This is a genomic window from Streptomyces flavofungini, from assembly GCF_014650815.1.
Taxonomy (GTDB): Bacteria; Actinomycetota; Actinomycetes; order Streptomycetales; family Streptomycetaceae; genus Streptomyces; species Streptomyces flavofungini.
Window position 1 is genome coordinate 382,298 of sequence record NZ_BMVR01000003.1, and the last position, 19,722, is coordinate 402,019.

At 72.1% G+C, this 19,722-nt stretch carries 16 protein-coding genes and 2 pseudogenes; 9 read left to right on the forward strand and 9 right to left on the reverse strand.

The annotated features are described in order from the left end of the window. Window positions 1-159: 159 nt before the first annotated feature. Window positions 160-996, forward strand: coding sequence for a universal stress protein (locus tag IE274_RS09005; RefSeq protein ID WP_190115084.1), 837 nt, complete (start codon window positions 160-162; stop codon window positions 994-996). A gap of 18 nt (window positions 997-1,014) precedes the next feature. On the opposite strand, the gene IE274_RS09010 is transcribed toward IE274_RS09005, so the two are convergent. The 7 genes and pseudogenes from IE274_RS09010 to IE274_RS09035 form a co-directional block, all read right to left on the reverse strand. Then, window positions 1,015-3,423: a glycoside hydrolase family 65 protein gene (locus IE274_RS09010; protein ID WP_190115085.1), complete on the reverse strand. Its 2,409-nt coding sequence runs from the start codon at window positions 3,421-3,423 to the stop codon at window positions 1,015-1,017. Then, window positions 3,420-4,052, reverse strand: a complete 633-nt coding sequence (locus IE274_RS09015) for an HAD family hydrolase (RefSeq protein ID WP_190115086.1) — start codon at window positions 4,050-4,052, stop codon at window positions 3,420-3,422. Before IE274_RS09015 ends, IE274_RS09010 begins: the two co-directional genes overlap by 4 nt. 128 nt (window positions 4,053-4,180) lie before the next feature. Continuing rightward, window positions 4,181-4,435: pseudogene (locus tag IE274_RS09020) on the reverse strand (glyceraldehyde 3-phosphate dehydrogenase NAD-binding domain-containing protein); the annotation flags it as partial. A gap of 30 nt (window positions 4,436-4,465) precedes the next feature. After that, complete coding sequence (locus IE274_RS09025) at window positions 4,466-5,350, reverse strand: universal stress protein (RefSeq protein ID WP_190115088.1); 885 nt, start codon at window positions 5,348-5,350, stop codon at window positions 4,466-4,468. A 130-nt stretch (window positions 5,351-5,480) separates the two neighbouring features. After that, window positions 5,481-5,606, reverse strand: a complete 126-nt coding sequence (locus IE274_RS40015) for a hypothetical protein (protein WP_268255561.1) — start codon at window positions 5,604-5,606, stop codon at window positions 5,481-5,483. Between the two features lie 102 nt (window positions 5,607-5,708). Then, on the reverse strand, window positions 5,709-6,095 hold the full coding sequence (locus IE274_RS09030) for a hypothetical protein (protein ID WP_190115089.1): 387 nt from the start codon (window positions 6,093-6,095) through the stop codon (window positions 5,709-5,711). Then, window positions 6,092-6,757, reverse strand: coding sequence for a DUF4389 domain-containing protein (locus IE274_RS09035; protein WP_190115090.1), 666 nt, complete (start codon window positions 6,755-6,757; stop codon window positions 6,092-6,094). The genes IE274_RS09030 and IE274_RS09035 overlap by 4 nt, the downstream gene beginning before the upstream one ends. 343 nt (window positions 6,758-7,100) lie before the next feature. Between IE274_RS09035 and IE274_RS09040 the strand changes: the two genes are divergently transcribed. From IE274_RS09040 to IE274_RS09055, 4 genes and pseudogenes are all read left to right on the forward strand, one after another. Then, window positions 7,101-8,003, forward strand: a complete 903-nt coding sequence (locus tag IE274_RS09040; RefSeq protein ID WP_190115091.1) for a universal stress protein — start codon at window positions 7,101-7,103, stop codon at window positions 8,001-8,003. 29 nt (window positions 8,004-8,032) lie between these two features. Then, entirely contained in the window at window positions 8,033-8,542 is a 510-nt protein-coding gene (locus IE274_RS09045) for a flavodoxin domain-containing protein (protein ID WP_190115092.1), read from the forward strand. A gap of 349 nt (window positions 8,543-8,891) precedes the next feature. Continuing rightward, a complete protein-coding gene (locus IE274_RS09050; protein ID WP_372447261.1) occupies window positions 8,892-10,799 on the forward strand; it encodes a stealth family protein in 1,908 nt (635 codons plus the stop codon). Between the two features lie 199 nt (window positions 10,800-10,998). Then, a pseudogene (locus IE274_RS09055) lies at window positions 10,999-11,664 on the forward strand (E3 binding domain-containing protein); the annotation flags it as partial. A gap of 319 nt (window positions 11,665-11,983) precedes the next feature. Here IE274_RS09055 and IE274_RS09060 read toward each other — a convergent pair. Then, on the reverse strand, window positions 11,984-12,841 hold the full coding sequence (locus IE274_RS09060; protein ID WP_372447260.1) for an ABC transporter permease: 858 nt from the start codon (window positions 12,839-12,841) through the stop codon (window positions 11,984-11,986). Beyond that, complete coding sequence (locus IE274_RS09065) at window positions 12,838-13,785, reverse strand: ABC transporter ATP-binding protein (RefSeq protein ID WP_229909394.1); 948 nt, start codon at window positions 13,783-13,785, stop codon at window positions 12,838-12,840. Before IE274_RS09065 ends, IE274_RS09060 begins: the two co-directional genes overlap by 4 nt. A gap of 234 nt (window positions 13,786-14,019) precedes the next feature. On the opposite strand from IE274_RS09065, the gene IE274_RS09070 reads away from it, so the two are divergent. The 4 genes from IE274_RS09070 (at window position 14,020) to IE274_RS09085 (ending at window position 19,595) form a co-directional block, all read left to right on the forward strand. Further along, window positions 14,020-14,955, forward strand: a complete 936-nt coding sequence (locus tag IE274_RS09070) for a GbsR/MarR family transcriptional regulator (protein ID WP_190115094.1) — start codon at window positions 14,020-14,022, stop codon at window positions 14,953-14,955. A 183-nt stretch (window positions 14,956-15,138) separates the two neighbouring features. After that, window positions 15,139-16,008: a universal stress protein gene (locus IE274_RS09075; RefSeq protein WP_229909395.1), complete on the forward strand. Its 870-nt coding sequence runs from the start codon at window positions 15,139-15,141 to the stop codon at window positions 16,006-16,008. 222 nt (window positions 16,009-16,230) lie between these two features. Then, window positions 16,231-18,585, forward strand: a complete 2,355-nt coding sequence (locus IE274_RS09080; protein WP_190115096.1) for a phosphoketolase family protein — start codon at window positions 16,231-16,233, stop codon at window positions 18,583-18,585. Between the two features lie 56 nt (window positions 18,586-18,641). Continuing rightward, window positions 18,642-19,595: a universal stress protein gene (locus IE274_RS09085; RefSeq protein WP_190115097.1), complete on the forward strand. Its 954-nt coding sequence runs from the start codon at window positions 18,642-18,644 to the stop codon at window positions 19,593-19,595. The last annotated feature ends 127 nt before the right edge of the window (window positions 19,596-19,722 follow it).

Genomic DNA, 19,722 nt, shown 5'->3' on the forward strand with positions numbered 1-19,722 from the left:
CGTTCCCCGCCCAGCGCCGTGCCCGCGGGAGATGGCGCAGGAGGGGCCCACCAGACCCTCCTCGGGCCCGTCCGGCCTCTCTCTGCCGGACCGCCCGGCATCCATGCTGGGTGCGAGGGCGAGCGGCCTCGCCGCCTTACGAGCCGGGGGTGAACCGGTATGCGGCAGTCAGTGATCGTGGGAGTCGACCGTTCGACACGCAGTCGCGCGGCCGCCGACTGGGCAGCCCTGGAGGCGCTGCGCCGCGGGCACGTCCTCAAGGTGGTGCATGTGTCGCCGCTGTCTGCCGACGAGCTCGCGGGCCTCTGGCCGTACCGGCAGGTGCCGCTTCCCGCCCCCGTGGTCGCCGAACTGGCGGGCAGGCACCCGCGGTTGCGGGTCGAGGGGGTACGTCTCAGCGGTCCCGTCGTACCGACGCTGCTCGGCGAGGCAGCCTCGGCCGGACTGGTGGTGCTCGGCACCCGGGGCGCCGGAGGGTTCGCCGGGCTGACGCTGGGTGCCATGTCCCTGGCCGTCGCCGAGGCGTGCACCCGGCCGGTGGTGCTGGTGCCGAGCGGTCTCGCCTCAAACCACACCGGGCCGAGACCCGACAAGGTGACGCTCGGGGTCGACGCTCGGGATCCGGACGATGCCGCGATCGACTTCGCCTTCGACGCGGCCCGTCGCAAGAAGGCACGGCTCCACGTGGTACACGCCTGGGCGCTGTCCTCGCCCGCGGCCGACCGGATGCCGTCCGCCCTCCCGGAGAAGGACCGGGCGCAGTGGCGGGACCGCGAGGCGCAACTCCTTTCCGACGCGCTGCGCCCCTGGCACGACAAGTACCTGGACGTGCCCGTCCTCAAGGACGTCGTCCCGCACTCCCCGGCCGAGGCTCTGGTCCGCGCCTCCCTCCGGGCCGAGCTCCTGGTGGTTGGCCGGCGGGGCGGCACTCTCGGCTCGGCGGTGGACGCGCTGGCCCACCACACCCGGTGCCCGCTGGCCGTGGTGCCGGGATAGTCGCCGGGCCGCCGGCACTCAGCCGGGGAGCGACAGTTCGCAGGACTCCCCGGGTTCCAGGGAGACAGCGCGGCCCGGCAGTTCGATGTCGATGGGTGAACCGTCCGACGAGGGCACACTGATGTGCAGCTTGCCCGGCCGCATCCGCAGCCGCACGCCCCAATGCCCTTGGTAGCGCAGGGTGAACCCGTACTCGGAGAGTTCCGGCAGCGGCACCGGATCCAGCCACAGCGCGCCGCCCCGCGTCTCCAGCCCGGTCAGCCCGCGCTGGACGAGGTCGAGGGTGCCCGCCATGGCGCCCAGGTGGATGCCCTCGCCCGTCGTGCCGCCCTGCAGGTCGGCGATGTCGCCGCGGAGCGCCTCCTGGACGTACTTCCAGGCCTCGGCACGCCGGACCCTGGCCAGCACCCAGCCGTGCACGAGCCCGCTGAGCGTAGAGCCGTGGCTGGTGCGGGCCAGGTAGTAGTCGACCGTGCGGCGCCAGGTGTCATCGTCCAGCGGGTATCCCAACCGCTTGAAGAGGGAGCGGAGTTCGGTGGGCGAGAAAAGGTAGCCGAGCATCAGGACGTCCGCCTGTTTGGAGGCCTGATACCGGTTGACGGTGTCGCCCTCCGCCTCCAGGATCCGATCGAGCCGGCGGATGTCCCCGTACTTGGCGCGGTAGCCGTTCCAGTCCAGTTCGGCGAGTTCGCCGTAGCCCGAGAACTGGCTGATCACACCCTCGTGGAACGGCACGTGGAGCGTCCGGGACACGTCCTGCCACTGCTCGAGCTCCCCGCCGTCGAGCCCCGTCCGCTCGACGAGTTCCCGGTGGCGCGGTTCGGGCAGCATCTCCAGGACGTCCAGCGCGCGGGCCAGGACCCACGCCGCGGTGACGTTCGTATAGGCGTTGTCGTCGAGGCCTGGCCTCTCGGCGTCCGGATACGCGTCGTGGTACTCGTCGGGGCCGACCACCCCGAGGATCCGGTGCCGGCCGAGCGTTTCGTCGTACGTCGCCGAGTCCGCCCAGAAGCGGGCGGTCTGCAACAGCATCTCCGCGCCCTTGGTGTGCAGGAACTCGGTGTCCCCGGAGGCCTCGCAGTACCGCCACACGTTGTAGGCGACGGCCGCGCCGACGTGGTGCTGCAGCCGTGAGTGATCCGGCAGCCAGCGCCCCGAGCGCGGATTGAGGTGCAGTTCCTGGGTCTCCTCGCGGCCGTCGCTGCCGCTCTGCCACGGGAACATCGCCCCGGCGCGGCCGATGTCGCGTGCCGCGGTGCGGGCCTGCTCCAGACGCCGGTAGCGGTAGGTGAGCAGGGACCGCGAGACTTCGGGGAAGTGCAGATTCATATAAGGCAGCACGAACAGCTCGTCCCAGAAGACATGTCCGCGGTACGCCTCGCCGTGCATCCCGCGCGCCGGAACCCCCACGTCGAGGTCAGCGGTGTGCGGGGACAGGGTCTGCAGCACATGGAAGAGATGCAGCCGCAGGATCCGCCCTGCCTCGCCGGGCACCTCCAGCTCGGCCCTGCGCCACAGTTGCTCCCAGGCCGTGAGGTGCGAGTCCAGGAGCTCGTTGAAGCCGGGCGCCCGGCCGACCCGGTCGACTGCGGCACGCAGCGGGTCGCTGATCGCCGGGTCGCGGGAGGTGTGCAGAGCGACGGTCTTGTCGACGGTGACGGTGCGGCCCGGGGCGAGAGACAGGTGGAAGAGCTGGGCGGCACGCCCCGCGCTGTGGCGGATCTCCGCCGGCCTACCGGCTGCTGTCGTACGCGCGGCCAGGCCGATGCGGATGTCGGACGTGGTGGTGCGGCAGCGGAGCCATACCGTCTCGTGGGGGGAGGCCCCGGTGTGGATGTGGGTCAAGTGGACGGATGCCAGCTGCCGGTAGCGCGGCACGCCGGTATTGGCGACGGTCCCGTCGAGCGCCGCCTCGACCTCGAGTCGGAACGGTCGGCCCTCGGCCGTGAACTCGGTGCGCAGGGCGGCGACATGGGGATCCGCCATGTGGACGAGCCGCAGCTGACGCACCCTGAGGACTCGGCCGCCACCGAGCTCGTACCGGAGATTCCGCTCCAGCACACCGGACTGCAGGTCGAGACGCTGGCGCAGTTCGACGAGCGCACCGGAGTCGGGAGAGAGCCACTCCGACTCATTGGGCCCGTCCTCCAGCCGGTAGCGCAGCGGCAGCCAGTCCGGCAGATTGACCATGTCTTCGTTCGAGACCTGCCGGCCCGCGACGTCGGAGAGGAGCCGGTTGTAGCAGCCCGCCGCGTACGTCCCGGGGTAGTGCACGTCGTCCGCCAGGCACTCGGGGGCGGCGCCCCGGGCGGCGAAGTAGCCGTTGCCCAGCGTGCACAAGGATTCCCTGAGCCGCTCCTGGCCGGGGTCGTACCCCTCGAACTCCCAGATCCAGTCCTCGGTCCGGCCTTCGGTCAGGTCGCTCATGGCGCGCCGCCTTCGACGAACAGTTCCCCCGGATCGCGCACCACGACGTCCGGCCCGCCCTCGACGACGGCGGTTTCCCGGGCAGGCACGTCAAGGCGACGCGCAGCTGCCAGGAACAGCGCCGGGTCAGGCCTGCCGGCCAGACGCAGCCGAGCCGTCTCGTCCCCGTCGACCAGCGCGTCGAAGAGGTCCAGAACTCCGGCGTGCACCAGCAGTTCACGTGCGTGCCGGGAGGCGCAGGCCGCCGCGGGCGCGACTCCGTCCCGCCGCGACGCATGCGGCAGCCGTACGGTCCTCGGGTATGCGGTGATATCGCCCTTGCGCAGCCGCTCGACATGGCGCCGCTCCTTGTCCGCAGCCACAGCCTCCGGCGTCGCGGTGGACAGGTGCCGACCTCGGGAGGTCGGGAACGCGGCGCCGCCGTCGAGGCCTGCCTTGCCGTCGACAGTACGCACATCGTCCTCACACACATCGAACGGCCGCCGCTGTGCCGGGCTCTGGGACGGGTGCTGGCTCTGGAAGGCGTCGAACGTCGCCTTCCGTGCCTCGGCGTGCACCCGGGCCGAGTCGGTGATCATGCTGTCCGTGTCGAGGACGTCCGCGCGAGTGCCCCGCAGGGCACCGGGCATCACAGCTTCCCGGCGACGTAGGAGGTGAGGTCGAGGAGCCGGTCGCAGCAGCCCCACTCGTTGTCGTACCAGCCGAGAACCTTCACCAGCTCGCCGTTCGTCCGAGTGAGGGCCGGGTCGACGACGCAGGACGCCGGGTCCCGTTCCGCGGAGACGGCGATGCGGTGGCCGTCGACGGCGATCGAGGCCTCGTTGTGCGCGACCGAGCGGTTGAGCCGACCGTACGTCGAGTCGTACTTCAGCAGATGGGCCGCCGTCGCGGTGGGAGCGATCGCGTTGACGGCGACCACCTCGACGGTGTCACCGGGGCCGCCGGCGTTCCTTTCCAGGGCCGCCGGCGGGTAGTTGCGGCCGATGCTGTTGTTGCCGACACGTATCGTCATGAGCAACTCCTCTGTCGAGGCGATGGGCGGTCAGCCACGCTGGGGCACGACGGCCACAGGGCAGTCGGCGTGGTGGAGCAGTGTGTGTGCCACCCGGCCGAGCTGGAGACCGATATGGCCGTGGCGTCGCCGCGCACCGAGTATCAGCAGATCCGCCGCGGCACTCCGGTCCGTCAGGACTTTGTGCGCGTGCCCTTCCACCACGGCTCGCCGCACCGCCACTTCCGGGTGGTCGCACACGGGGATCCGCAGCGCGTCGTCCAGCAGGACAGACGCGTGCTCCTTGTGCTGGCGAGCCTGCGTGCCCGTCAGGAGCGGATGGTCGGCCGTGGCGTGCGCGGGGCAGCGCCAGGCGCGTACCGCGTCGAGCGTGCACCGGCGGGCCGCGGCCTCGCGGAACGCGAACCGGATCGCCGCCGAGCCCGTGGTCGCGTCGCCCACGCCGAGCAGGATGCGCCCGTGCTCCGCGTTGCCGGCGATCTCGGAACCGCGGACCACGATGACGGGGCACGGTGCGCGGGACGCCAGGGCCAGACTCACCGAGCCGAGCAGCAGCCCGGCGAGCGGGCCCCGGCCCCGGGAACCTGTGACCAGCGCCGTGGCGTTGCGCGCAGCGCGGAGCAGCGCGGCCTCGGTGTCCTCGGCCAGTACCTCGGTGTCCACCTTCACTTCGGGGTTGCGCCGCCCGGCCCGGTCGACCGCCGCGGCCACGATGTGCCCGGCCTGGTCCCCGATGCCGTGTGGCGAAGTGGTCGCGGGGGTGAAGGGGAGGCCCGCGCCCTCGTAGTACTCCCAGAGCGAGGCATGTACGAGCCGCACCGTCAGCCTGAGCCGGTCTGCCTCGTCGACGGCCCAGTCGACCGCCCTCAGGCTCGATTCCGATCCATCGACACCCACGATCAGGGGCAGCTCCACTGTCCCCACCACCCTTCAATCGGACACCGGAACAGATCTTTTGAGACCTCTGCGCCCCTATGTCCTGTCCGCCACGGTCCCATCGTGGAACGTCGGGCAGTAGGGGCCGGTGGACCCCGGTCGGGGACGGTCAGCCTGTCGCCGCGAGCGGCTTCCTGGCCGCCCACTTCGCGGCATCCGCCTGGATGCCCGAGATCCGCATGGTCGCGAGGTCCGACCGCACCGTCAGGTCGATGTGGTGGACGAAAGCCAACACCGCTGCCGATGGGCGCCCAAGTGCTGCAAGCGCCCGGCTCGACGGGCTTGCGGCACCCGTGCGAGAGCCGGCCGGACTGCTCGCCGCAGCACACACACCGGGTCAGTAGAGCGAGCCCGGCCAGTTGAGCGCCACCGCGGTGATGACGCCGGCGTCGAGCAGCACACCGAACGACAGCCAGGGGTTGAACCACAGGGCCTTGAGAACGAGTCCGGACGCGGCGGCAGTGAGTGCGGCGACCGGCCAGCCGCGGGCCTGGGTGGTGGCTGCCGTGCCCGCGATGACGTAGAGCAGGGCGGTGGCCGAGGCGAGTATGACGGCGGCGCGTACGGCCCGTGACTGGGGCAGGCCCGCGAAGGCGAGTGCCCAGGAGTGTCGTGGGTCGAACGGTGCCGACTGCTGGGCGGGCCGGCCGCTGGCCGGCAGCCACACCGGCAGGTGGGCGAGGCCGTGCAGAAGCAGGAAGGCGGCAACCAGTGCGGTGGTCATGACGGGGGCTCGGGTTCCTGGCCGCCCTGGTCGAGGCGGAACGGAGGATAGGTGTCGGTCAGGAGCGCGGCATACGCGGCTACCCGCAGCACCCACCGGTTGAGGCCCATCACCAGGTCGAAGAGACTGCGGGGGTATCGCCCCGTGAAGAGCAGGGCGATCCCGGCGAACAGCACGAGCATGCCGATGAGTCCGCCTGCCGCCCAGGGGACGCGGATTCCGCCGAGCAGGAAGCCGAGGACCAGATAATGCGGGATGGCCAACAGCCACCACTTCACCAGGACAATGCCGCGCGAGAGCTGATCGGGGTACGTGACGTCCCAGTGCGCCGGGTAGTCCGGTACGTCGGCCAGGGTGAAGGGTGGATAGCGGTCGGTGCCGAGGGCGCCGTACGCGTAGTAGGCCACTCGCCAACTCCAGCGCAGCACTCCGGTGTTGAAGACGAAGATGGGTCGCGGATAGCGGCCGGTGATGAGGATGGCGAAGAACGCGCCGGTGCTCAGCACCAGGAAGGCCGTCCACAGGAAGAGCAGGACGACGTAGTGGGGCAGCGCGATCAGCCACTTCACCAGCCACAGCCAGCGGGACAGCTCTGGATCGAGGTCGGCCGAGAGCCGGGCCGGATATGCGGACCGCGGTGACCGAACGGGTTTGGCGCTCATGGGGAGGCGACCTTCCCAGTGGTCAGTGACGGGAGTGGCTACAGCGATCGTCGTCGCGCCCGCCGACGTAGTGGCGCTCTTCGATGAGGGTCTCCTGTCTCCCTGGCCGCCGGCAGCCCGGTCCCGAGCACCGTGGCGCCGATCAGGATGAGAGGAATCACGGTGTTCTCTTCCTCCTGCGATCCTGTTGGAGCCTCTGCCACCAGGCTTCCGTAGGTCGCCTTGCCGCACCCGGGGCCAGACGGACCAGAGCACGCACCGACCGGCCCCGGAAGGGGACCCGGTGGCTCCTCCACGCCCGCGTGCCGTCACGCGAGGCTGGCGGCAGAGGGAGGTGGGGGCGATGCTCCGACCGATCGTGGCGGGCCTGGACGGCTCGCGCGAGAGCGCCGCCGCGGCGGACTGGGCGGCCAGGGAGGCCCTGCGCCGTGGACTGCCGTTGCGGCTCGTGCACGCGTGGGAGGCACTGCCGGACGACGGCGTACCTGCGACGCTTCCCGAACTTCAGGTTCCGCAGTATTGGGCACGGCGAGTGCTGCGCAACGGCCTCGCCCGGCTCACCGAGCAGTACCCGCACCTGGTCATCACCGGGGAGCAGATCAAGCGGCCCCCGATCCCGGCGCTGGTGTCCGAGGCCGACACGGCAGAACTCCTCGTCCTGGGCAACCAGGGATTCGGCGGGCCCGGCAGGTATCTCGCGGGCTCGATCGCGATGGCGGCGGTGCCCCAGGTGCGGCAACCGGTCGTCCTGGTGCGGTCGAACTGGTCGGCTGCCGACGACCATCTGCCGGACGCTGACGACTGCGCGGTCAAGGGCACAGCCTGCCGCGACGTCGTTCTGGGACTAGATCTGCGCCATGCACGGGAGGACCTGCTCGAATTCGCCTTTCAGGCAGCCAGGTTCCGCGGCGCCGCGCTGCGGATCGTCCATGCCTGGGGACCTCCGCGCGGCAGCGCCGGTGCCGGCCGTGGAGTCGGTGAGCTTGAACGGCAGGCGGGGGCGGTCGGCTGGGAGCTGGACGCGCTGCTCGATCCTTGGCGGGAGAAGTTCCCGACCGTCAATGCGCGGGGCGTGGCGGTCAACGGCCAGCCGGGCCAAGTGCTGCTCCGGGCCGCCCACGGCGCAGGGCTGCTCGTAGTGGGCCGTCAGCCACGGCTTTGGGCGGTGGGCGCCCGCATCGGTCGGATCGGGCACTTGACGATCCGCCGGGCGAACTGCCCGGTCGCCGTCGTCGCCCACGACTGATCCACCACGCACTCCATCGAGGTGATCACATGCACGTCCTGATCGGGTACGCCACCGCACACGGATCAACTCGGGAGATCGCGACGCGACTTGCCGTAGGACTCGGCGACGCGGGCCTGAAGGTCGCGGTGCGGCCCATGGCCGAGGTCGACGACGAGGACGCCTACGACGCGTTCGTGCTCGGCAGTGCGGTGCACGGCCAGGCCTGGCTGGACGAGGCGAAGGACTTCCTGCGCCGCAACAGCGATCTGCTCGGCCAGCGCCCGGTGTGGCTCTTCAGCGTGGGGTTGCCCGACGCCCTGCGCGGTCCGTGGAAGCGGATGGCCCGGAAGGAAGAGTCGGTCATCACCGAGGATCTGCCCGGGTACGTCCCCTACCGGGAGCACCGGCTCATGTCGGGTGTCATCAAGCCCGGCCAACTGTCCTTCGCAGGGCGGGTGGTGTTCCGGCTGATGGGCAGCCGGTACGGCGACTTCCGCGACTGGCCGGCCATCGATGCCTGGGCCGGGGGCATCGCCTGCGAGCTGTCTGGCACCTGACGGCTCGCAGGCAAAACCTCAGGCCTTGCGGACCGCCCCGGTGAACCCGGTGACAAACAGGGTGGCAAAGGCGCATGAGAGTGCCTGGAGTACCCAGGCGCTCAAGGCGAGCGGCTGCCCCGCAGGGGCATCCGACAAGGGGCGATGCCTGCACGGCGCAGTGTGAGGACGTCGACTGCGTCCGTCACTGCCACCCCCGGACCGAGGCCCCGGGCTGCGGGTGCCGGAGGGGACCGGTGCCGTGGTCCCGATGGTCCCTACGGACATGGCCTGTTCGGCCCCGACGGCGTCCCAGGTGGCTCCGGGCGTCTGGAGGCTCGCGGCGCGACATTGGCCCGGGAGGCAGTCGATGGACGACATGACGCGTTGTGCCAGGGACGTGGCCGGAGCCGGGACCGACCGCCTGCGGCAGGGAGCCATGGCGGCCGGTGCAGCCCGGAACCCAGAAGTTTCCTGGCTGCTTCGCCTGTACCGGTGGGTGGTCCCCGCACCCCTCAGACGCGGTGTGGTCGCACGCGTCTCGGTGGGGGCCCGGGCTCGGGCCAAGCAGCGTTTCGCGATGGTTCCCTCCGCGCCACGACTGCTGGGCAGGGTGCGGGCGAGCTGTCTGGTGCACCGCTATCCGACGCTCGGTACTGGGGCGGACCGAGCGGTGCGGTTGGTGCGGGGCGTTCCGAAGGCCGTGCTCGTACGCTCTGCTCCGTCGCCGTTGCAGGCGCGCAACTCCAACGAGGCCGCAGTTCGCCGGGCCCTGGACGCCGCGGGTCTCGACTACTTCTGCGTGCGTGGCCGCAGTCAGAGTTCGGCGGTCGTCGCAGTCGCCGCCGAGGACAGGGCAGCGGCCCATCGTGCCCTTGCGGGTGCGTGTCGTGCCCTGCCCGGATACGTCAACGCAGTGGACCGGACGTGGCAACGGCGCCGGGCGACCAGGCCGGGCTTCGAGCCGGCCGGTTGGCGAGCTGTGGCCGAAGCCGACGTCATCCGGCTGACCTGGTACCACAGCGACCCGCAGGGGCAGCTGATCCTGGGTCCCAAGTACGGCTGTGACGTGGAATTCTGGTCGCAGGACGGTGAGACGCTGGTGGCCCCGCGCTGCAACCGGACGGCGGATCGGGTGGCCCGTGGCGGCACTTCGACGCGTGTGTCCGACTCCCTCTTCACTGGGCTCGCGTCCGCAAGCAACCCGCTGCCCGATGTCCGCACGCGGAGGGAGTTCGCGCGCCCTGGCCCCGAGGACATCCGCTTTCCCATCGACGCCGTGTACACGTGGGTCGACGGACGCGATCGGGCGTGGCTGCGGCGTCGTGCGGACTGCGCCGGGCAGGCGTACCACGAGGAGTCAGCGAACGCCGCCCGCTATGTGAGCCGCGACGAACTGCGCTACTCGCTGCGTTCGCTGCGCCAGAACGCGCCATGGGTGCGGACCGTCTACCTGGTCACCGACGATCAGATCCCGGCGTGGCTCGACACGAACGCCCCCGGGCTCAGGGTCGTGAGCCACAAGGAGATCTTCAGCGATCCGAGTGTGCTGCCGACGTTCAACTCACACGCCATCGAAAGCCAAATTCACCACATCGAGGGCCTGTCCGAGCACTATCTCTACCTCAACGACGATGTGTTCCTCGGCCGACTCACCTCGCCACAGGACTTCTTCCTGGCCAACGGTCTGACGAAGTTCTTCCCCTCGTCGGCACTCATCCCACCGGGGCCGCCGGACGACCAGGACGTGCCGGTCGCTGCCGCCGGCAAGAACAACCGGGCCCTCATCGAGGCCTCCTTCGGCACGCGAATCGCTCAGAAGATGAAGCACACACCGCACGCGCTGCGCCGCAGTGTGCTGTACGAGATCGAGGAGCGATTCGCGCAGCAACACCAGGCCACGGCCAGCAGTCGGTTCCGGGGCCTGACTGACCTGTCCATCGTCTCTTCCCTGCACCACTACTACGCCTTCCACACCGCACGCGCCGTCCCAGGGCATCTCCGCTACGCGTACCTGGACTTGTCGCACCCCGGCCTCGGCGCACGTCTGGACACTCTGCTGGCCCGGCGGGACCGGCATGTGTTCTGCCTCAACGACACGGTCTCCGGCGAGGGTGAGTGGGACGCTCAGCAGACGCTGATCACAGCGTTCCTGCGGTCGTACTTCCCCGTACCCGGTGCCTGGGAACTGCCCGCCATCCTGCCTACCCCGGCAGCGGTCTCCAAGTGCCCGGAACAGGATGGCGGTTCACCGTGCAACCACGGTCGAGCCATGTGATCCATGGTTGCAGCTGGCCGAATAGTGCCGTGTAGTTGCATGTGGCAGCGGCAATGGGCCACCCGGCGGCCGTGTTCCTTCCGGCGGTGGTCGTACCGTGCAGGCACGTGAAGTGCGCCGTCACGAGGTCCCACGGCGAACACGACGGGTTTTGCCGTCTCCTGCTGATCACCACGATGTGGCGAGGACGCTTCACATCATGTCTCAGGGGCAGGCTTTCTTCCGAATCGAGCAGAGGGACGGTTCCAAAGGCGCTGTTGTCGAGCTCCACGGCGAGTTCGACATTCTTGCGGCCGAGTCCTTGGCGAACTGCCTGCAGGCACCGTCGATCGGGGCTTCGGCCGATGCCCCTGGCCCACGAGCACTGGGGCCGGTGCTGCTTCCGGAGCAGGCGGTGGCACCGAGCCCGGCGCCGACAGGCACAGTGGGGGCGGTTCCCGCGAAGCCTCACGCCGCGTCGGACCAAGGGGCCGCGCCGGTACCTGTGGTGAAGCCGGCGAGAACCCGGGCAGGAGACGGCGACGGGGCACGAGGAGGCCCTGTGGAGGACAGGCCCCTACCGACGGCGCCGGCTGCGAGCGAGCCCCGCGTTCTGGTGCCGACGGGCAGTCCCGCACAGCCCGACGTCATCGCCCAGGACGTCCCACGCCTTGAGGCAGGCCCCCTCGTGCGCCATCTCGCCGCGGAGCGGGGGGTCGACCTTGCGGCCGTCCACGGCACAGGGCGGGGCGGGCGGATCACCCGGACCGATGTCGAGCGCACCGAGCCGAAACGCCCCTCCCGGGTGCGGGCCACTCCCTACGCCCGACGGTTCGCCGGCGAACTGCACGTGGACCTCGCCGCCCTCCGAGGCGCCGGTGAGAGCGGCGCGGTACGGGTCGCCGTTGTGCGTGCGGCCGTAGGAGCGCGGACCGCCATCGCGCCCGGGGGCGTGGCCGCGTCAGGACAGCCGGCCACCGGGGGCACGTCGAGCATCGACGGTGCCGACCGGGCGTCCGGAACGGCAGGCACGGACGACGGTGCGGCTCCGGCACCGACCACGGAATCCGCGGCCAAGGACCGGCGTGCGGCAGCGATGCGCCACGCCGTCGCCGAGCTGATGAGCCGCTCCAAGCGGGAGATCCCGCACTACTACCTCGCCACCGGCCGACGGGTCGGCACGGCGTCGCGCCACCGGGCAGTCCCTAGCCCACGCGTTGCAGCGCCCGCTCCCGTCGCTCGGCCACCCCCGACCCCGACTCGCGGCGAGCCATCCGGCGCAGGACCACGGGGGCGAGGGCCAGGCCGAGTGCCGCCCAGGCGCCGAGGACCGCGGCTGTCTCCAGGTGGCGCCAGGAGTCGGCGATCTCCACGTTCGCCGCGGCGTCGGGGAGCAGCGCGGAGCGCATGCCGAGGCCGAGCCAGTAAATGGGGGTGGCCTGGGCGACGAGCTGGAGCCAGTCCGGGAGGGACGTGACGGGGTAGAAGATGCCGGAGATCGCGATCATGGCCATGATCGGCAGCTGGATCAGTCCCTGGCTGCGGGCGCTCGGGAAGAGCGAGCCGAGGATCGCCCCGACGGGCAGCGTCGCCAGCATGCCGAGCACCAGCACCCACGCCACGGTCAGCCAGGAGCCCGCACTGCCCGCCGCCATGCCGTCGATGAGGAGCATGCCGGGGACGAGCAGGATCACGAGGTCGGCGACGAGCCCGCCCGCGACGGTGACGACCTTGCCGGTCAGATGGCTCCGCATCCCGCCCGGCGTCGCCTTGGCCCGCAGCAGCGTGCCGTCCTCGCGTTCGGCCGTGAGGACCTGGCTCATCGTGACCATGCCCATGGCGGCGTTCATGCCCAGGATGCTCGGCAGCGCCAGGCTGCCGAGCAGCAGCCCGCTCGACCCGAACTCCCTGTCCCGCATGAAGTACAGCGCGGTGAGCATCAGCACCGGCCAGAGCAGATGCGACACCAGGTCGGCGCCGTTGGTGAACGTCTGCCGCAGCTCGATCACCCCGCGGCTCCACCCCGCCCGCAGCACCGTGTTCATCGGATGCGCCGTGGTCATCGGGCCGCCACCGCCTTCTGCCCCGCACCCGCACCGGCCGCACCGCCGGACCCGGTCCCGTGCTCCCGTACCAGCGCCAGGTACGTGTCCTCCAACGACGCCCGGCGCACCGCAAGGTCACCGATCGCCTCACCGTGCTCCAGGAACAACTCCCTTACAAACCGCGTCGATTCGCCGGTCCTGTGCGTGAAGTGCCGTCCCTCGCGCGTCCAGCTCACCTCGTCCGCCGCGGCCGCGCGGCGGGCCAGGTCCGCCGCGGAGCCGTCCGCGACGATCCGGCCGCCGGACAGGATCATGATGCGGTCGGCGAGCTTGTCCGCCTCCGCGAGGTCGTGCGTGGTGAGCAGGATCGTGGTCCGGTGGTCGGCGGCGAGGCGGTGGACCAGGTCGTGGAACTCGTAGCGGGCGCGTGGGTCGAGGCCCGCCGTCGGCTCGTCGAGGAAGAGGAGTTCGGGGCGGCCGACGAGACCGACCGCCACGTCGAGCCGCCGCCGCTGCCCGCCGGACAGCGTCCTGACCTTGTCGCCCGCCTGCGCCGACAGGCCCACGGCGGCGAGGAGTTCATCGGCGTCCCACGGCCGCGGCACCGCCTCGGTGGCGTACGGGACGTAGTACCTGCCGAAGTGCGTCAGCAGCTCCCGCACCCGCCACTTGCCATGGTCGCGCCAGGACTGCAGGACGACGCCCACGCGGGCCCGCCACCGCTCGTCGGCGTGCGCGGGATCCGTGCCGAGGACGGTGACCCGCCCCGCCGAGCGCAGCCTGAAGCCCTCCAGGATCTCGATCGTGGTCGACTTGCCCGCGCCGTTCGGCCCGAGCAGCGCCACCACTTCGCCGTGCCGGGCGCGGAACGTCACGTCCCGCAGGACGTCGGTCGTGCCGTACCGCATCCGCAGCCCCTCGACGTCGAGCGCGACGCCGCCACAGCTGGTCTTCGTAGTCATCGGTGCCGTGCCCTCACTGTTCATAGGCCGCGAAAGCTACGTTGCGTTTATGGGGGGCGCAATGGATTGGGGTAGTGGTGAGGGGTTTTTTGGCGGGGGATATGCCTATCCGTTGCAATGGGATTGAAGGTGAACGCAATACCTGGTTTCTCGGCGTTGCAATGGCATGCTCGTGAACGGATACTGTCCGGGTCATCGACCGGAGGCCACGGCGGCGGAGGGGAGCGCGCGACGATGCCCGGAGGCAGGCTCACCCACGAGGACCGGCTGCGCGTCGCCGCCGGGCTCGCCGACGGGCTCGGGTACGCGGAGATCGCCCGGCGGCTCGACCGGCCGACGTCGACCGTCAGCAGGGAAGTGGCCCGCAACGGCGGCCCCCGCGGCTACCGGGCCGACCACGCCCACCACGCCACCGCACGCCGTGCCCGGCGCGCCGCGTCGGCCCGGGGCGAGGACGCGCCCGCCGAGGACGCGGCGTACGGGCGCGACCCGGCGGCGGTGCGCGCCTTCGTGGACCAGTTCGCGGAACTCATGGTGCACACGGGGCTGCCGCGCATGGCGGCCCGCGTCCTCGCGAGCCTCGTCACGACCGACTCCGGCTCACTGACCGCCGCCGACCTCACGCGGCGGCTGCGGGTCAGCCCCGCCTCCGTGTCGAAGGCCGTCGCCTACCTCGAACGCCTGGACGTGCTGCGCCGCGAACACCGCGCCGTCGGGCGGCGCGAGGCGTACGTCATCGACGACGACGTGTGGCTGCGCACCTGGCTGACCAGCGCCCGTACGCACGCGATGATGGCCGACACCGCGCAGGCGGGCGCCGGGATCCTGCACCCCGGCACCCCCGCGGGCGCCCGCCTCGCCGTCATGCGGCAGTTCTTCACGAGCCTCAGCGACGACATGGCCGGAGGCACCGCCGCCGACGCCTTCGCCGACGCCCTCACCGTCCTCGCCGCCCTCGTCCACGCCGAAGTGCCCCTGACCGCAGACGAGTTGGCGACCGCGCTCGGCTGGTCCGAGGCGCGCGTCGCCACGGCCCTGTACGACGCCGAGCAGCACCCGGACGTCGCCGATCCGCTGACCCTGCGCCGCCCGGCGCCGGACACGTACGGTGTCGCCGCCAGGCCGGGGCGGCTCAGCGCCGCCCAGCGCGCGGCCCTCACCCGGCGCTGACCCCGTACGTCCGCACCTTCCGCACGGAGACGTCCCGCGGCAGGGGCCGGTCGGTCCCCCTCATCGGGCCGGTTCGCCTCTGCCCCGCGCGGTCGTGGCATGTCAACGTCATGGTGGGAACCGCCGGGCGGGCGGCGGCTCCCGGCAGCGGGCGCGGACACCACGCCGAGGAGGCCGTACGCCGTGGACGGGACACTGATCGTCGGAGTGGACGGCTCCCGGTCGAGCCTGCGGGCCCTCGACTGGGCCGCCGACGAGGCCGCCCGCGGCGCACTGCCGCTGCGGATCGTGCACGCGTCGGGATGGGAGTGGTACGAGGGGCACGAACCGTCGTTCGGCATCAACCGCGAGGCCGTGCGCGCCCAGGCCGACCGCGTCCTCGCGGCAGCGAAGGCGCGGGCGGGCGAACGGGACCGCTCCCTCGACGTGACGAGCGAGGTCCTGGACGAGGACCCGGCCGCCGCCCTCATCCGCGAGAGCCGCCAGGCGGCCGGGGTGATCGTCGGCAGTCGGGGGCGCGGCCGTCTCGCCGGACTGCTCCTCGGCTCCGTCAGCCTGTCCGTGGCGGCCCGCGCGTCGTGCCCGGTCACCGTGGTGCGCGGTGGTGAGCAGAGCCTGCGCGGCGGGTTCCGGCGCGTCGTCGTCGGCGTCGACGAGGCCGCCGGGGCCGCGGCGGCGGTGGGGTACGCCGTCCGCGCGGCCCAGCAGCGCGACACCGAACTCCTCGCTGTGCACGCCTGGCGCCGCCCCGTGCCCGAGACCACCGGCGGACCGCGTCCCGCCGGTGCCGCCGACCCGCGACGGCTGCGCGCGGAACGCGAGTTGGACGCGGCCCTGCGGTCGGCGGTACGCGACCACGGCGCCGTGGCCGTGCGGCACGAGGCCGTCGAGGGCCAGGCCCGCGCCGCCCTGCTCGACGCCTCGGCCGCCGCCGACCTGATCGTGGTCGGCGCCCGCCGCCGCCCCGGCCACACCGGCCTCCAGCTCGGCCCCGTGAACCACGCCGTCCTGCACCACGCCGCGTGCCCGGTCACGGTGGTGCCGCATGCCTGAGGGGCGACGGCGCCGCGGCGCGCGTACCGGACGTACCAGACGTACCCGCACCCGACCCGGCCGCACCGACCGGCCCGAACCGCACCGTCCGGACCGCCCCGTCTGAACCGCACCAAACGTGGAACCCGGCCGCCCACCGGACAGACACGCGGCCGGGGACCCGGACACCGCCCCGGACGCGAACTCGGCTACGAACCCGGACAGAATCGAGGTCCGTCACCCATGGCCAAGGATCAACTCGCCGCCCTGGACGCCCACTGGCGCGCCGCGAACTACCTCACCGCGGGCCAGATCTACCTGCTCGCCAACCCGCTCCTGACCGAGCCGCTGCGGCCCCAGCACATCAAGCCGCGCCTCCTCGGCCACTGGGGCACGTCCCCCGGCCTCAACCTGGTCCACACGCACCTGAACCGGCTGATCAAGGAGCGGGACCTGGACGCCCTGTGCGTGTGGGGGCCCGGCCACGGCGGCCCCGCCGTCCTCGCCAACTCCTGGCTGGAGGGCAGCTACACGCAGACGTACCCCGACGTCACGCGGGACGCGGCGGGCATGGCGCGGCTGTTCCGGCAGTTCTCGTTCCCCGGCGGCGTACCGAGCCACGTCGCGCCCGAGACCCCCGGCTCCCTGCACGAGGGCGGCGAGCTCGGCTACTCCCTCGCGCACGCCTACGGCGCCGCCTTCGACAACCCGCACCTGCTCGTGGCCTGCGTCGTCGGCGACGGCGAGGCGGAGACCGGGCCGCTGGCCGCGTCCTGGCACTCGGGCCGGTTCCTCGACCCCGTGCATGACGGCGCGGTCCTGCCGATCCTGCACCTCAACGGCTACAAGATCGCCAACCCGGCGCTCCTGTCCCGCATCCCCGAGGCCGAACTCGACGCCCTGCTGCGCGGCTACGGCCACGAGCCCCTGCACGTCACCGGCGACGACCCGCGCGCCGTCCACCGCGACCTGGCCGCCGCCCTGGACCGGGCCGTCGACCGCGTCCGGGCCATCCAGCGGGACGCCCGCGCCGCCCGCAAGCGCGGGCCCCGTCCGGCGTGGCCGATGATCGTGCTGCGTACGCCCAAGGGCTGGACCGGGCCCGCGCACGTCGACGGCCAACCGGTCGAGGGCACCTGGCGCGCGCACCAAGTGCCGCTCGCGGGCGTGCGCGAGAACCCCGAGCACCTGCGCCAACTGGAGGCCTGGCTGCGCTCCTACCGCCCCGAGGAGCTGTTCGACGCCGAAGGACGCCCCACCCCGAAGGTCCTGGCCTGCGTGCCCGCGGGCGACCGGCGCCTGGGCGCGACCCCGCACGCCAACGGCGGCCTGCTCACCCGCACCCTGCCGCTGCGCCCCCTGGAGGACTTCGCGGTCGCCGTCGACAAGCCCGGCACCGCCCTGCACGAGCCCGCCCGGGTCCTCGGCCGGATGCTCGCCAAGGTCATGGCCGACACCGCCGAGCGCCGCGACTTCCGCGTCGTGGGCCCCGACGAGACGGAGTCGAACCGCCTCGGCGCGCTGTTCACCGTCACCGGCAAGGCCTGGCAGTCCGAGACGCTGCCCACCGACGAGCACCTCGCCACCGACGGCCGCGTCATGGAGGTCCTGTCCGAACACCTCTGCCAGGGCTGGCTGGAGGGCTATCTCCTCACCGGCCGTCACGGCCTGTTCTCCTGCTACGAGGCGTTCGTGCACATCGTCGACTCCATGGTCAACCAGCACATCAAGTGGCTGCGTACGGCACGGCAGTTGCCGTGGCGGGCGCCCATCCCCTCCCTCAACTACCTGCTGACCTCGCACGTCTGGCGCCAGGACCACAACGGCTTCTCGCACCAGGACCCCGGCTTCGTCGACCACGTCCTCAACAAGAGCCCCGAGGTCGTACGCGTCTACCTGCCGCCGGACGCCAACACCTTGCTGTCCGTCGCCGAACACGCCCTGCTCAGCCGGGACTACGTGAACGTGATCGTCGCGGGCAAGCAGCCCTGCTTCGACTGGCTGACCCTCGACGCGGCCCGCGCCCACTGCGCGCGCGGCGCGGGCGTGTGGGAGTGGGCGGGCACCGACGACGGCCTGCGCGACCCGGACGTCGTCCTCGCCTGCGCGGGGGACGTCCCCACCCTGGAAGTCCTCGCCGCCGCCGCGCTGTTGCGCGAGCACCTGCCCGAAGTCGCCGTGCGCGTCGTCAACGTCGTCGACATCGCCCGGCTGCTGCCGCGCGAGGAACACCCGCACGGCATGGCCGACTTCGAGTACGACGCGCTGTTCACCCGCGACCGGCCGGTGATCTTCGCGTACCACGGCTACCCGTGGCTGATCCACCGCCTCGCCTACCGACGCACCGGCCACGGCCGCCTCCACGTGCGCGGCTACAAGGAGTCGGGCACGACGACCACCCCCTTCGACATGGTCGTACGCAACGACCTCGACCGGTATCGCCTGGTCATGGACGTCATCGACCGCGTCCCCGAGCTGTCCGTCCGCGCCACGGCCCTGCGCCAGCGGATGGCCGACCAACGCACCCGTCACCACGCCTGGATCCGCGACCACGGCACCGACCTGCCCGAGGTCGCGGACTGGTCGTGGCCGTACTGACCCGTCCCCGACCCGTCCCCGAACAGCACCGGATCGCACCCCCACCGAGGCACGCCATGAATCGCCGCCGCACGTCACCCCGTCCCTGCCCGACGATCCGCACCCGCCTTGCCGCCGGTGACCGCACCCGCACGGTCACCGCGGGCATCGACGGCACCCTCGCCGGTATGGACGCCCCCGACTGGGCGGCCCGTGAGGCCCTGCGCCGCGGCGTGCCGCTGTGCCTCCTGCACGTCGCGGCCGACCCGGACCCGCACCGGCAGCCACGCCGGGCCCTTGTCGCCGACCGGGCCCGGGGCGTCCTCGACCGGGCGGCGATCACGCTGTCGTACGTCCACCCGGCGCTGCGGATCCACGCCCAGCAGCCCTCGGGCCCGGCGGCCGCCGCACTGCTCGCGGCGGCCGCCGACGCCGAGACGCTGGTCCTCGGCTCCCGGGGCCTGTCCGGGTGCGACGGCTTCCTGGTCGGCTCGGTCGCCTCCGCGGTGGCCGCGCGCGCGGAGCGGCCCGTCGTGCTCGTCCGCGCCGGGGAGCGCCCCGAGGACGCCCATGTCCCGGACGCCGACGGCGGACCCTCGCGCAGCACGCCGTACCGGCCGGTCGTCCTCGCGCTCGATCTGCCGCTCCCGGGCGGCGAGTTGACCGGATACGCCTTCGACGCCGCGGCCGTCCGCGGCGCCCCCCTGCACGTGGTGCACGTGTGGACGGTGCCGCCGCTCGTCGCCTACGCCCCGGGCCGGGCCGTCCCGGACGTGCTCGCCGAGCGCGCGGAGCACGCGCGCCGGAAGCTGACGGCGGCCCTGCTGCCGTGGCGCCGGGCCCACCCCGCCACGAAGGTCGTCGAGCACGTCCGGTTCGGGCGCACCGGGCACCACTTGCTGAAGGCCGCGACGGGTGCCTCGCTCCTGGTCGTCGGCCGCCACGCGCAGGCCGGGCCGGGCCTGGGCAGAACCGCGCACTCCGTCGTCCACCACGTGGCCTGCCCCATCGCGGTGGTGCCGCACGGCTGAGGCGCCGACAGCACGTGGGACACGTGCAGCTGACGGTGTGTCAGCCAGTGTTTGATGTCTATCAAAATCATGAAAAGTGGTTCAGGCTGAGGGGCCTGGAGCCGCCGCCCACCCGCCGGGGTGACGG

What these genes read in the sequence shown, in the direction of transcription:
- IE274_RS09005 (WP_190115084.1), top strand. Translation starts at nt 160, where the DNA reads ATGCGGCAGTCAGTGATCGTGGGAGTCGACCGTTCGACACGCAGTCGC.
- IE274_RS09010 (WP_190115085.1), bottom strand. Translation starts at nt 3,423, where the DNA reads ATGAGCGACCTGACCGAAGGCCGGACCGAGGACTGGATCTGGGAGTTC.
- IE274_RS09015 (WP_190115086.1), bottom strand. Translation starts at nt 4,052, where the DNA reads ATGCCCGGTGCCCTGCGGGGCACTCGCGCGGACGTCCTCGACACGGAC.
- IE274_RS09030 (WP_190115089.1), bottom strand. Translation starts at nt 6,095, where the DNA reads ATGACCACCGCACTGGTTGCCGCCTTCCTGCTTCTGCACGGCCTCGCC.
- IE274_RS09035 (WP_190115090.1), bottom strand. Translation starts at nt 6,757, where the DNA reads ATGAGCGCCAAACCCGTTCGGTCACCGCGGTCCGCATATCCGGCCCGG.
- IE274_RS09040 (WP_190115091.1), top strand. Translation starts at nt 7,101, where the DNA reads ATGCTCCGACCGATCGTGGCGGGCCTGGACGGCTCGCGCGAGAGCGCC.
- IE274_RS09045 (WP_190115092.1), top strand. Translation starts at nt 8,033, where the DNA reads ATGCACGTCCTGATCGGGTACGCCACCGCACACGGATCAACTCGGGAG.
- IE274_RS09050 (WP_372447261.1), top strand. Translation starts at nt 8,892, where the DNA reads ATGGACGACATGACGCGTTGTGCCAGGGACGTGGCCGGAGCCGGGACC.
- IE274_RS09060 (WP_372447260.1), bottom strand. Translation starts at nt 12,841, where the DNA reads ATGACCACGGCGCATCCGATGAACACGGTGCTGCGGGCGGGGTGGAGC.
- IE274_RS09065 (WP_229909394.1), bottom strand. Translation starts at nt 13,785, where the DNA reads ATGACTACGAAGACCAGCTGTGGCGGCGTCGCGCTCGACGTCGAGGGG.
- IE274_RS09070 (WP_190115094.1), top strand. Translation starts at nt 14,020, where the DNA reads ATGCCCGGAGGCAGGCTCACCCACGAGGACCGGCTGCGCGTCGCCGCC.
- IE274_RS09080 (WP_190115096.1), top strand. Translation starts at nt 16,231, where the DNA reads ATGGCCAAGGATCAACTCGCCGCCCTGGACGCCCACTGGCGCGCCGCG.
- IE274_RS09085 (WP_190115097.1), top strand. Translation starts at nt 18,642, where the DNA reads ATGAATCGCCGCCGCACGTCACCCCGTCCCTGCCCGACGATCCGCACC.